This window comes from Agrobacterium sp. RC10-4-1, from assembly GCF_014138475.1.
GTDB lineage: Bacteria > Pseudomonadota > Alphaproteobacteria > Rhizobiales > Rhizobiaceae > Agrobacterium > Agrobacterium pusense.
In genome coordinates, this window is sequence record NZ_JACJIT010000002.1 from 209007 (window position 1) to 221619 (window position 12613).

The following is a 12613-nucleotide window of genomic DNA, read 5'->3' on the forward strand; positions in this document are numbered from 1 at the left end:
GGCAGCCATGCGGAACGCCGCCGCCAGCTGGCCGAAGAGCTGGGTCGCAGCGAATAATTATGGTTAAAAAAGTGTATTGCCGGGCAGGGCGCATAGCAAAAACAGATTTTCTCACATAACGTTTTTGCGAAGTCATCTAGAAATATTTGATTCGACAAAGTGAAACTGCACGCTGTGGAGTATCGATTGACCGAGGGCAGCGGGTTGCTGGAAAAGGCTTGCAGGGCTGTTGCCGCCCTGAACCTGCCCGCGTGCATCAAGGACAGCGAGCTGCGCTATCTCGTGGTCAACGCCGCCTACGCACGGTTGATGGGGCGTCCCCTCAGGGCGTTCGAAGGCCACACCAGCCTTTCCCTCTCGGCTGATATCCGTGATGCGGAGCGGGAGGACAGGGAGCGCCGTTCACTCGTTTTTGCGACGGACGAGATGATCGCCTGCCATGCCTCGGTTTCCTCCCTGCCATACACACTTCGCTGCGAGCGCTTCACCGATGATGACGGCAGCCTGTTCCTGTTCGAAACGGTGGAAGACATGCCGTTGGGCGTTCTGACGGGGACGGCGGATATCGGCGGGGCGTCGGACCTGCTGTTCAGTAGCGGCCTCATGGATTTCATCGATGCCGGCATCGTCGTCTACGATCCGGAAAACCGGCTGGTTTATTGCAATGCCCGTTTCGCGGAGTTCTATAGCGGTTTTGGCGTCGAGCTGAAGCCGGGCATCCGGCTCGAGGCGCTGATGGAGGCGCTCTATTTTTCGAGCGGATATCGTCGCGTCAAAGAAGACGACCCTGCGTTCGAAGGCTGGATGCGGGAGCAGTTGCGCGATTTTTCCCTGCCCTATCTCGAAAGGGTGGAGCAGTTCGCCGATGGCCGCTGGGTGCGCATGGTCAACAAGCGGCTGGAAAACGGCATGCTGGTTGGCCTGCGCATCGATGTGACCGAGTTCAAGGCGCACGAGACCCTTCTCAGCGCCCAGATCCGCGAGACCTGGTTGCTGCGCGCTGCCCTCGAACAATTGCCTGTGGGGGTTTTCCTGAGGGATCAGGACAGGCGGCTGACCTATGCCAATGCCGCCTATGATGCATTTCTCGGCGGCAATCTCGCCGACTATATCGGCAAGACCGAATCCGAAATGTTCCCGCAGAATGGCTCCCAGTTCCAGCAGGAAAACGAACGGATCTTGCAGACCGGGGAGGCGCTCGAACGCACGGGAAACATGCCTCAGCGCAACGGACGGTCCATTCCCGTCATCACGCGGCTCGGCCGCGTTGCGACACCGGATGACGAATATTACCTCGTGGGCTCCGTCACCGATGTCAGCCTCCTGCAGGAGCGGGAAAAGGCGCTGATCGCCACACAGGCCGAAGCCGAGGCGCTGCATCGCCAGCTCGAGGCGGTGCTTCACGCGCTGCCCGTGGGGGTGCTGCTTCTCAGCGCCGATCTCGTCATCGAATATGTCAATCCGTTCTTCTACCAGGTCTGGGGCGAAATCGGCGGCGAGAAATCACTTGTGGGCAAAGACTATCGCGAATTCATGAGGATGAATTTCGATAGCGGCCTTTATGATTATGGCGATCGGCCTTTCGACGAGGTCTATAGCGAGCGGGCGCAGCGGCTCCTGAAGGATGAGGCCTTTGCCCCCCGCGAGGTGCGCAGCAAAAGCGGCAAGGTGACCGTCATCTCCAAAACGCGCCTCGAAGGCGGAAAAATCCTCAGCACCTATGCCGATGTGACGGATGTGCGAATGCGCGACGCCGAAATCAGCAAGGCGAAGGCCGAGCTGGAGCGCGTCGGCGAATATATGCAGGGCGCGACGCGCGCCATGGCGCAGGGCCTGGTGCTGGTGGAGCAGGGCACGATCATCATGTCCAACGAGGCGATGGCGCGGATGTTCGACGTGCCGCCCGAGCTGCTGGAAAAGGATCGCGACTGGTCCGGCTTCTTCGCCCATTGTGCCGCGCGCGGAGATTTCGGCACGGCCGAGGAAGCGGCCGCGATGCTTAATGCCTGGAAAGACAACATTGCCGCCAACCGGCCGTTCTCCTGGCTTATCCATGTCGCCGGCAAGAGCTGGCTCAACCTGGAAGCCACCAACAGTTCCGGCAATTACTGGCTCGTGATCGTCACCGACGTGACCGAGATGAAGATGCGCGAAGGCGAATTGCAACGTCTGCTTTCGCGGGCGGAAGCGGCGGACCGCGCCAAATCGGAATTTCTGGCCAATATGAGCCATGAAATCCGCACGCCGATGAACGGCGTGCTTGGCATGGCGGAGCTTCTGGCCAAATCCAACCTCGATACGCGCCAGAAGACTTTCACCGACATCATCGTCAAGTCAGGCAATGCGCTTCTGACGATTATCAACGACATCCTCGATTTCTCCAAGATCGAAGCCGGGCAGATGAAACTGCGCAGCGTATCTTTCGATCCGGCGGAAGCCGTTGAGGATGTGGTTTCGCTCCTGTCCTCGGCGGCGCTGGAGAAGAACATAGAGCTGGTGGTGCGGATCGATCCGTCGGTTTTCGGCAAGGTCATCGGTGACGCCGGACGCTTCCGCCAGATTGTTACAAACCTCGTCGGGAATGCCGTCAAGTTCACCGAAACCGGCCATGTGCTGGTGGAGCTTTCTGCGCAGTCAGCGGAAGCTTCGGAGGCCATCCTGTCGCTGCGTGTCGAAGACAGCGGGATCGGTATTCCCTCCGACAAGCTGGAGACGATCTTCGACAAGTTCAGCCAGGTCGATAGTTCCGCCACGCGCCGTCACGAAGGAACCGGGCTCGGCCTGGCGATCACCGTCGGCCTTGTCGGACTGTTCAATGGCAAGATCGATGTCGTCAGCGAAGTGGGCAAGGGGTCGAGTTTCGAGGTCAACATCCCGTTTCAGATGACCGAAAGGCGGAGGGATGTCCCACCTCTTTCGGTGGCGATCGAAAATATCCGGGTGCTCGTCATCGATGACAACGATGTCAACCGGCGCATCCTGACGGAGCAGCTGCAAAGCTGGGGCATAGACGGCCATGCCGTCGAGGGTGGGCCCACGGGCATCGCCGTGCTGCAGGAAGCCGCAGCGGTGGGTCTTTCGATCGACGCCATCATTCTCGATTATCACATGCCTGTCATGAACGGCCTGGACGTGGTGGAGCGGATCAGGGCGGATCGCCGTTTCGATGACATCGCCATCATTTTCCTCACGTCCATGGATGTCGTGGGTGACGAGACGCTCTTTACCGATCTCAACGTGCAGGCCCATCTGATGAAGCCCGCGCGGGCGCGGCTGTTGCGTTCCACCCTGTTCGACGTGGTGCGCGACGTGCGGCTGAAACGCGCGCGGCCGGAAGCTTTCGCAGGTGCCTCGGACGGCGGTTCGTCCCGGCCGGAAGGTCCTGCTTCAGAAAAGAAGCGGCGGGCAGAGGTGCCGACAGTTTCCGTCCGGCTGCGGCCCAGCCTGATCGATGTGCTGGTGGCCGAGGACAATGACGTCAACCAGATTGTTTTCACGCAGATTTTGCAGCAGACGGGTCTGCGGTTCCTGATCGTCGGCAATGGGAAAAAGGCCGTTCAGGCGTGGGAGGAATATAATCCCGCGATCATCCTCATGGATGTCTCCATGCCTGTCATGAACGGGCATCAGGCAACGCAGGCGATCCGGACGGCCGAACTTGCGGCCGCCGAAGGCCGGCATGTGCCGATCATTGGCGTGACGGCCCATACGCAGGATGCTGACCGCGATCTATGCCTGCAGGCCGGCATGGACGATTATCTGTCGAAGCCCATCAGCCCCGAAATTCTCGAGGATAAGATCGCCCAGTGGCTGGGTGAAGATATTCCGCGCCGGGTATCTGATGACGCAACCGGTCGCTGATGTCGTTTTGGTCAAACCGGGGGCCTGGTGCCGCAGAGCATTTCCCGTTTTCCTGCGAAACCCTTGCGTCGTTCCACATCAAAACCGGCGGCGATGAGATTGCGGCGGACGAAGCCTGCGGCGGCATAGGTGGCGAAGGTGCCTGCCGGCGCCGTCCTGGCGAACAGTGCCTGCATGATCTCCAGCGACCACATGTCCGGGTTGCGCGCAGGTGCGAAACCATCCAGGAACCAGGCATCGAAGGTTTCGTGACTGTTGGAAATACCGGTGAGCGCCTCGCCGCAGACCACCGTCAGGCGTGTTTCACCATCGAGTTCAATCTCTACCTTCCCCTTCGGTTCGGCGGGCCAGAGGGCGGTGAGCGCCCTGCGTTCGGCGTCCACCTCCGGCCAGCGGGAAAGTGCCCGGCCGATCTCGTCCGCCTTCATCGGGTAGAGTTCGAAGGAGATGAAATGCAACGTGGAGCGGCCGTTGCGGAGCTCTTTCCATTGGCGCCATGTCTCGCACAGATTGAGCGCGGTGCCGAAGCCCAGTTCCCCGATGCGGAAGACGCCTTCGCGTTCCCGCCAGCGTTGCGGCAGGCCGTTTCCTGACAGGAAGACGTGGCCACATTCCAGCCTGCCATCCGTCTGGCAATAAAAATGGTCGTCAAAAGCCAGCGAATAGGGCATATCCCCGTCACGCCAGTCGAGTGCAGTGTGGGTTTCGCCGGTTGCCGAACCGGCCTGTGCGCCAGTCTCTCTGATAGTGTCGTTGGAATCTTTCATGGCTAAAGCCGATAATCCCGCTTTCGAACAGGGTCAATCACCAAGAACGCCTTTGCCTGCTTCCGTCCCTCTCCTCATCGTCGGGGGTGGTATCATGGGTCTATGGGCTGCGGTTAAGGCGGAACGGCTCGGCATCGATACGTTGTTAGTGGAGGCGGATCATCCCGGTGGCGGCGCGAGTGGCGGGCTGCTCGGCGCGCTGATGCCTCATATGCCGGACCGCTGGTCGGACAAGAAGCAGTTCCAGTTCGCCGCCCTCGTGGCGCTGGAAAAAGAGATCGCCGGGCTGGAGGCGGAAACGGGGCTTTCCGCCGGTTATCGCCGCTCTGGCCGGATCATCCCATTGCCGAAGCCGCATCTGCGTCCCATCGCCGAGCGGCATGAAAGGGATGCGCAGGAGAACTGGGTCTCGGGTGAGCGCCGGTTCCATTGGCATGTCGGTGACAGCCCAGCGGTTGCGGGCTGGGTGGATGACGCGGCTGGCGCAGCGGGTTTCGTGTTCGATACGCTGGCGGCGCGGGTGGCTCCGCGTGCAATGATTGCGCTTCTTTCGGCATTTCTCGGCAAGGCGCGGCATGTGCGGTTGATCAAGGGTTGCCGCGTCCTTTCGCTTGACGCGGAGACAGGCCGGGCGGCGCTGTCTTCGGGTGACGAGGTCGTGTTCGGGCACGCCGTGATCGCCAACGGACATCGATCCTTTCCCCTGATCCGGGACGCACTGGGCCTCGACACCGGGCTGGTGCTCGGGCAGCCGGTGAAGGGGCAGGCGGCGCTGCTCGACGCGGCGGTCGATCCGGCCATGCCGGTGGTGTTCCTGAACGGTCTTTACATCGTGCCGCACGAAGACGGAACGGTCGCCATCGGCAGTACCAGCGAAGATTGTTTTTCCGACCCCTTCGATACGGATGAGAAGTTGGAAAAACTGCTTGCGGATGCGGCTGCGATTGTCCCCTGCCTTGGCGGGGCGCCGGTTCTCGAACGCTGGGCCGGGCTGCGGCCGAAGGCTGCGGGCAGAGACCCCATGGTGGGAACGGTTGCCGGTCACCCGAAGCTTGTGGCATTGACGGGCGGCTTCAAGGTGAGCTTCGGTCTTGCCCATTCTCTTGCCGATGCCGCGCTACAGGCCGTCTGCGGAAAGGCACCGGACGTGCCGCGGAGTTTCCAGCTTCAAGAACACGTGAACATAGCCATGGCGGGCATCGGAAAGTTCTGACCAGACCGCTTACGTCGTTAATCTGTCACGCAAATCACTTATTTGCTGGCCTGCAACGAGGCAGGTTTGTCCGCTTTTGCGGCGAGGTGACAGCGCATGCGATACGCCATTCATTTCACGCCTTCCCCCAATGACCCCCTGACGCAGGTAGCCGCTGCGTGGCTGGGGCGCGATGCCTATTCCGGTCAGGCGGTTGAGCCGCCCGGTATGATCGATCTTGGCATGCAGGAGATTTCCTATCACACGGCCCTGCCGCGCCGGTATGGTTTCCATGGCACCATCAAGGCTCCTTTCCGCCTTGCCGAGGGTCAGTCCGAAGCGGCGCTCCTGCGTGACCTGATGTATTTTTCCGGCAGGCAGGAACCCTTTCCGTTGCCGCAACTTGTGGTGGCGAGGCATGACAATGTCTTCAGCCTCGTCCCCGAACGGCCCTGTGAAGTGCTGCATTTTTTCGCGGCCCGCGTCGTGCAGGAATTCGACCGTTACCGGGCGCCTCTCACAGAGGCGGAGATCGAGCGTGCCGATCCGGACCGGCTGTCGGCCTCGCAGCTCACCAATCTGCACCGCTGGGGCAGCCCGCATGTGATGGACGAGTTCCGGTTCCAGATGTCGTTGACCGGCGGTGTGGAACCCGCCAGCAGCCAGAGGATCGAGCGGGCCGTGCGCAAGGTGTTCGAGCCGCTGCTGTCGCGGTCCTTGCAATTTTCCAGCCTTGCGCTCTTCATCGAGGATGAGCCGGGAGCGCCTTTCCGGGTGCACTCGCTTCATCCCATGGGCCGCGTTTCCGCCCGCAAGATTGCCTGACTGGCGCGCCATCATAATCGTATACAAAAAAGCTTCGGAATGTCGGCAAAATTGATCTCGACATTCCGTATGCGAATGCTACCGTTCGACATCGCATATTCGAAGTGCGCTGCGTCATCCGTCTGGATCAGGCATCTTCGAAGTTCTGTTTATGTCTCCGAAATCGGTTGCCGATTGGGAGAGATGGTCTGGGTGGCTGAATGATTTCCGAAAACTACTCCCGCAATCTGGTGGGCTATGGCCGCAATGTTCCCGATCCGAAATGGCCGGGCGGTGCGCGCATTGCCGTGCAATTCGTCATCAATTACGAAGAGGGCGGCGAAAGTTGCATTCTCGACAATGACAAGGCGTCGGAATCGCTGCTGTCGGAAATCGTCGGCGCCCAGCCCTGGCCTGGCCAGCGCAACCTGAACATGGAATCGATCTATGAATATGGCTCGCGCGCCGGCTTCTGGCGGCTGTGGCGCATGTTCACCGGGCTTGGCGTCACCACCACCGTTTACGGCGTGACCGCAGCCATGGCCCGCAACCCGGAAGCGGTTGCGGCAATGAAGGAAGCGGGTTGGGAAATCGCCAGCCACGGATACCGCTGGCTGGAATACAAGGATTTTTCCGAGGAGGAAGAGCGTAAGCACATCGTCGAAGCGGTCCGTCTGCACACGGAGGTCACCGGCGAACGTCCCTATGGCATGTATCAGGGCAAGCCCTCGGACAATACGCTGCGGCTTGTCATGGAAGAGGGTGGTTTTCTCTATTCGTCGGACTCCTATGCCGACGATCTGCCCTATTGGGTGAAGGGTGTGAAGGATGAGCCTTTCCTGATCATTCCCTACACGCTTGAGACCAACGACATGCGGTTTGCCACGCCGCAGGGCTTCAATTCCGGCGACCAGTTCTTCACCTATCTGAAGGACGCTTTCGACGTGCTTTATCAGGAAGGTATGGAAGGTGCGCCGAAGATGATGAGTGTCGGTCTGCATTGTCGTCTTGTCGGCCGTCCCGGTCGTGCAGCAGCACTTCGCCGCTTCATCGAATATGTGCTTGGCCACGAAAAGGTGTGGATCCCGCAGCGCATCGAGATCGCCCGTCACTGGCATGAGCATCACAAGCCGGAGGCGCTTTGATGCTGACGCGTGAGGAGTTCGTTACCCGTTTCGGTGGCGTGTTCGAACATTCGCCATTCATTGCCGAGCGGGCCTATGACGCTGGTGGGGCCGGCCTGGAGCTGACGGCGAAGGCGGTTCATGCCGCGCTTAGCGCGCAGTTTCGCGCGGCTTCCGAGGCGGAAAGGCTTGGAGTGTTGCGGGCGCATCCCGATCTCGCCGGCAAGCTGGCAATTGCCGGCGAGTTGACGGCGGAGAGCCGCAACGAACAGGCCGGTGCCGGGCTCGACAGGCTTGCCCCGGAAGAGCACGCCCGTTTTACCGAATTGAACAGCGCCTATACCGATAAATTCGGTTTTCCTTTCATCATCGCGGTCAAGGGGCTGAACAGGCACGATATACTCTCGGCCTTCGAGACACGCATAGGTAACGGCGCAGCCGAAGAATTCGCGACCGCCACGGCGCAGGTTGAAAAGATCGCCTGGCTTCGTCTTTGCGCAATGCTGCCGGAGGGATGATTGGCGCGTTGCGGCCATTCTGCTAGAATCGCGCCGTTTGGAGATGACGATGAGACCTTCCGAGGTGCTGGAAAAGAACAGGGAAGCGATCCGCGAAGCGACGAAACGCTTCAATGCGGCAAATCCCCGCGTGTTCGGCTCCGTCGCCCGCGGCGAGGACAGGCCGGACAGCGATCTCGACATTCTAGTGGACGCGCTGCCGGGTACGACGCTGTTTGATCTCGGCGGTTTGCTGGAAGAACTGAAGACGATGCTTGGTGTCGAGGTCGATGTCGTCACCTCGGGCGGCTTGCATTCGGATATTCGGGCGCGCGTTCTGAAGGAAGCCAAAGCGGTATGAGTACGGATCGGCTTCTGCTCTATCTGAAGGAGATGGATGTTGCTGCTGCCAGGATACGGGATTTCATTCAGGATATGGATGAGGCCGCTTTTTCTTCCGACACGCGCACGCAGATGGCGGTGATGATGGGTCTTGCCCTGATCGGCGAGGCGGTCGCCAAGCTCGACAGGCACTACCCAGCGTTTTTACAGCAGCACCCGGAAATCCCCTGGATCAAGATGAAGGGTATGCGCAATCTGATCGTGCATGATTACTTCCGGGCAGAGCTCTCGGTCGTCTGGAAAACGATAACGCAGAGTATTCCGGATTTGCAGGCGCGCCTCTCCCTTCTCCGAAACTGGCATGCCCAAGGTGAATGACATTTGACTGATTTTCTCAACATACAACCTCTTACCAAGGAGGCGTTTGCGTCCTTCGGCGACGTGATCGAAACAACACCTTCTTCCATGCGGTACATCAATGGCGGTCAGACGGAGCGGCATCATGCGCTCGCAGCGCCGGAGGCGGCAGGCGAGGGGGCACGTGTGATCCTCAATATCTTCCGCGGGCAGCCGCGCGCCTTTCCGCATGAAATCGAGATGATGGAGCGGCATCCGCTCGGCAGCCAGAGTTTTTCGCCGCTTTCCGGCCGGCCCTTCCTCGTCGTCGTTGCCGAAGACGATGGCGGCCGGCCGGGGCGGCCTCGGGTGTTTCTGGCGCGGGGCGATCAGGGCGTGAATTACCGCCGCAATGTCTGGCACTATCCGCTGATGCCGTTGCAGGCGGTTTCGGATTTTCTGGTTGCCGACCGTGACGGGCCGGGCAACAATCTGGAAGAGTATTTTTTCGACAGGCCTTATGTAATCGCGGAGCCCAGCCTATGACCGGTCTGACGACCCATGTTCTCGACGCCGCGCACGGCACGCCTGCCGAGGGGCTGGTGATTGATCTCTACCGGCTCTCCGGTGATCGCCGTGACAAGCTGAAGACGGTGCAGACAAATGGCGACGGCCGTGTCGATGGCGGGCCGCTGCTCGTTGGCGACAGTTTCATGGCCGGTGAGTATGAGCTGGTTTTCCATGCCGGCGATTATCTGCGAGGAAAGGGTGTCGTGCTTCCGGAGCCGGCCTTCCTCGATATTATCCCGATCCGTTTCGGCATTGCCGATGAGAGCGGTCATTACCATGTGCCCTTGCTGCTCTCGCCTTATAGCTATTCCACCTATCGAGGAAGCTGACGCCGATGATCTTTGCCGCCATTGCCGATATTCACGGAAACTGCGCCGCGCTGGAGGCGGTGCTTGAGGATATCGCCAGGCTCGGTATCGAGGACATTGTCAATCTCGGCGATTGTTTCAGCGGTCCGCTGGAGGCCGGTTTTACCGGCGACGTGCTGGTCGGCAACTGGATTCCCAGCATCCGCGGCAATCACGACCGGGAACTGATCGAGCGTGCGCCGGAGGAGATGGGGAGCTGGGAAAGGCCCGCCCATGCGCAGCTGAGCACTGCGCACCGGGACTGGTTGCAAACTCTTCCGTTCAGCATGGTGTTCAAGAACGTCGCTTATTGCTGTCATGGTTCGCCCCGTGACGATCTGGAATATTGGCTGGAAACGCTGTCGCCTGAAGGTGTCCTGAAATTGCGGCCTCTGGCCGAAATCGAAGCCATGGCTGAGGGTATCACGCAGCCGCTGATGCTTTGCGGCCATACCCATATTCCACGCGCCGTGCAGCTTTCAGATGGCCGGCTGATCGTCAATCCGGGCAGCGTCGGCTGTCCTGGGTGGAGGGACGATACGCCTTTCGATCACCACGTTGAAGCCGGTCACCCGCTCGCCACCTATGCGGTTCTCGAAGAAACCGCACGCGGCTGGCAGGTCTATTTCCGCAATATCCGTTACGACAACCTGGCCATGTCCGAAATGGCTCGGGTCAACGGTATTCCTTATCTGGCCGATGCGTTGGAAAACGGCTGGCTGAAGCGCTAGGGATCACCCCTCGCTGGTCATCACCACACATGCATAAGAGCGTGCCTTCAGCGCCTTGCAGGCGGAGACTGCCGAGGACTGGTCTTCGAAGCCGGTGAAGCGGGCTCTGTAGAGCGTCGCCGATCCGCTCTGCACGGCTTCGGTGTAGGGGGCGATGCCGGAATAGTTGCCGATATTGGAGCGCGCATTGGCGAGCAGCGAGCGGGCGGCGGCTTCGCTGTCGGTGGCGGCGATCTGCACCTCCCACCGGCTGCGCTGGCCGGAAGGGGCCGCGGCGGGAGCAGGCCGCGGGATGGCCGAGACCTGCATCATGTCCGCCACATCGGCGTTTGCGGTGGCAATCTGCATGGCAACCGGATCTGCCCGGCGCTCGGCGAACATCGGCAGCGGCACGGCAGCCGGCGGCACGGCGGCGGCAACATCGAAGGTGCGGCTGACATTGGCACTGGCGACGAGCTGTTCGGTGTTGCGGCCTCTCGATGCCTGCGGCACGGCCTTGTCGAGAAGTGCAGCCATCTGGGCATCGCGGCTGCGCGCGGTCTTGCCACCCAGCACGACGCCGACGACGCGGCGGCCATTGTGATTGACTGCACTGACGAGATTGAAGCCGGAGGCGTTGGTATAGCCGGTCTTGATGCCGTCCATCCCCTGATAACGATACATCAGATTGTTGTGGCCACGGATGCGCTTTCCACGAAAATTGAAGGATTGCGTGGCGAAGAGGCTGTATTCTTTGGGAAAATCCCGTTGCAAGGCAAGACCGAGCTTCGCCATGTCGCGTGCCGTCGTCACCTGAGACTTGTTGGGCAGGCCGGACGCGTTGCGGAAGACCGTTTTGGTCATGCCGAGCTGGCGGGCCTTGCGGGTCATCATTTCGGCGAACCGTGCCTCGGAGCCGCCGAGGTGATCGCCCATACCTTCGGCCATGTCATTGGCGGATTTGACGATCATGCCGTAGACGGCTTCGCGCACGGTGAAGGTCTGGCCCTGACGCACATAGAGCTTCGAGGGGATGACCGATGCCCCATTCTTGGACATGGTTATCTTCTGGTCCCAGCGAAGTTTGCCGGCATGCAGCGCCTCAAAGGTCAGGTAAAGCGTCATCATCTTGGTGAGCGAGGCGGGGTGGTTCAGCACATCGGCATTGCGGGCGGCCAGAACCTTGCCGGTATTGGCGTCCATGATGAAATGGGCATAGCCCGCCTGCGCCGGCGACGCATGGAGCGAGAGGATCGCGCAAAAGAAGGCGAGTGCAAAAATCCAGGCACCCGCCATTCCCCGTTTGATCATTCCCGACATAGTTCACCCCTTTTGTTTGATCGCCGCGCTGGGCAAAGTTTTACTGACACTTTCCGGCAACAAAACCGCTAAAACTTTAGAGATCGCTTTCATGCTTAATTAAGTATGAATTTCAACCCGACAGCTGCCCTCACAATTTCCTTGAAAAGAAACCAACCATCCGGTATGTTTGCGACATGACAAACGCTCATGAACGCAAGAAGCAGCCTGAGGTGGTGCGCCGCAATCTACTCGATTGCGCGGCGAAACTTGCTGCTGAACAAGGGGTTGCAGCACTTTCCGTGCAGGCGGTGGCGGATGCGGCGGGAGTGACCAAGGGCGGGCTGTTTCACCATTTTCCTTCCAAGCAGGTGCTGCTCGAAGCCGTCATGACTGACCTTCTGGCGGCGCTGGACAACGAGATCGATGCTCTCATCTCACAGGATCGTGAAGCTTCTGGAAGCTTTACGCGGGCCTATGTAAACGCGGTTTTCTCTGATCGGGGCAGGGATTCGGGTCGGCAATGGGCAGCGATCTCCGTTTCGATGGTCGGCGAACCGTCGCTTCGACGTATGTGGAACAGCTGGATCGAGGGTCGTCTTGTCCGTCATAAAGAAACGGATGACGGGGTGGTACTGGAGATGGTGCGGCTGGCTGCCGACGGCATCTGGTTTGCCGATCTGCTGGCCGACGATGGCAAAGCGGGTGGCGACAGGGCGGCTCTGAGGGCCCGGATGATCGCCCAGACGAAGAAGGATACGTGA

13 protein-coding genes are annotated in these 12613 nt (G+C 60.1%); 11 read left to right on the forward strand and 2 right to left on the reverse strand.

All coding sequences use genetic code 11. From position 1 onward, the window contains the following. Window positions 1-186 precede the first annotated feature (186 nt). On the forward strand, window positions 187-3861 hold the full coding sequence (locus FHW77_RS05375; protein WP_034498734.1) for a response regulator: 3675 nt from the start codon (window positions 187-189) through the stop codon (window positions 3859-3861). Window positions 3862-3872: 11 nt separating this feature from the next. Here the strand turns inward: FHW77_RS05375 and mnmC2 are convergent, their stop codons facing one another. Next, a complete protein-coding gene (gene mnmC2 / locus FHW77_RS05380) occupies window positions 3873-4628 on the reverse strand; it encodes a tRNA (5-methylaminomethyl-2-thiouridine)(34)-methyltransferase MnmC2 (RefSeq protein ID WP_004443123.1) in 756 nt (251 codons plus the stop codon). Here mnmC2 and FHW77_RS05385 point away from each other — a divergent pair. From FHW77_RS05385 to FHW77_RS05425, 9 genes are all read left to right on the forward strand, one after another. Beyond that, window positions 4627-5841: an NAD(P)/FAD-dependent oxidoreductase gene (locus tag FHW77_RS05385; protein WP_034498736.1), complete on the forward strand. Its 1215-nt coding sequence runs from the start codon at window positions 4627-4629 to the stop codon at window positions 5839-5841. The genes mnmC2 and FHW77_RS05385 overlap by 2 nt on opposite strands. A 96-nt stretch (window positions 5842-5937) precedes the next feature. Continuing rightward, entirely contained in the window at window positions 5938-6645 is a 708-nt protein-coding gene (locus FHW77_RS05390) for a DUF1045 domain-containing protein (protein ID WP_004443119.1), read from the forward strand. Between the two features lie 200 nt (window positions 6646-6845). After that, window positions 6846-7769 carry an allantoinase PuuE gene (puuE, locus tag FHW77_RS05395; RefSeq protein WP_004443118.1) on the forward strand — a complete coding sequence of 308 codons (924 nt, stop codon included), beginning with the start codon at window positions 6846-6848 and terminating at the stop codon, window positions 7767-7769. After that, the gene (gene uraD, locus FHW77_RS05400) at window positions 7769-8266 is read left to right on the forward strand and encodes a 2-oxo-4-hydroxy-4-carboxy-5-ureidoimidazoline decarboxylase (RefSeq protein WP_004443115.1); all 498 of its coding nucleotides are present in this window, start codon (window positions 7769-7771) and stop codon (window positions 8264-8266) included. The genes puuE and uraD overlap by 1 nt, the downstream gene beginning before the upstream one ends. A gap of 49 nt (window positions 8267-8315) precedes the next feature. Beyond that, window positions 8316-8606: a nucleotidyltransferase family protein gene (locus FHW77_RS05405; RefSeq protein WP_004443113.1), complete on the forward strand. Its 291-nt coding sequence runs from the start codon at window positions 8316-8318 to the stop codon at window positions 8604-8606. Beyond that, window positions 8603-8965, forward strand: coding sequence for a HepT-like ribonuclease domain-containing protein (locus FHW77_RS05410; protein ID WP_004443112.1), 363 nt, complete (start codon window positions 8603-8605; stop codon window positions 8963-8965). Before FHW77_RS05405 ends, FHW77_RS05410 begins: the two co-directional genes overlap by 4 nt. 3 nt (window positions 8966-8968) lie before the next feature. Next, window positions 8969-9469, forward strand: coding sequence for an ureidoglycolate lyase (locus FHW77_RS05415; protein ID WP_004443111.1), 501 nt, complete (start codon window positions 8969-8971; stop codon window positions 9467-9469). Further along, a complete protein-coding gene (gene uraH, locus FHW77_RS05420; RefSeq protein ID WP_004443110.1) occupies window positions 9466-9822 on the forward strand; it encodes a hydroxyisourate hydrolase in 357 nt (118 codons plus the stop codon). Before FHW77_RS05415 ends, uraH begins: the two co-directional genes overlap by 4 nt. 5 nt (window positions 9823-9827) lie before the next feature. Next, a complete protein-coding gene (locus FHW77_RS05425) occupies window positions 9828-10571 on the forward strand; it encodes a metallophosphoesterase family protein (protein WP_004443109.1) in 744 nt (247 codons plus the stop codon). Window positions 10572-10574: 3 nt separating this feature from the next. On the opposite strand, the gene FHW77_RS05430 is transcribed toward FHW77_RS05425, so the two are convergent. Further along, window positions 10575-11846, reverse strand: coding sequence for a D-alanyl-D-alanine carboxypeptidase (locus tag FHW77_RS05430; RefSeq protein WP_034498739.1), 1272 nt, complete (start codon window positions 11844-11846; stop codon window positions 10575-10577). A gap of 200 nt (window positions 11847-12046) precedes the next feature. Between FHW77_RS05430 and FHW77_RS05435 the strand changes: the two genes are divergently transcribed. Then, window positions 12047-12613: a TetR/AcrR family transcriptional regulator gene (locus tag FHW77_RS05435; RefSeq protein WP_004443107.1), complete on the forward strand. Its 567-nt coding sequence runs from the start codon at window positions 12047-12049 to the stop codon at window positions 12611-12613.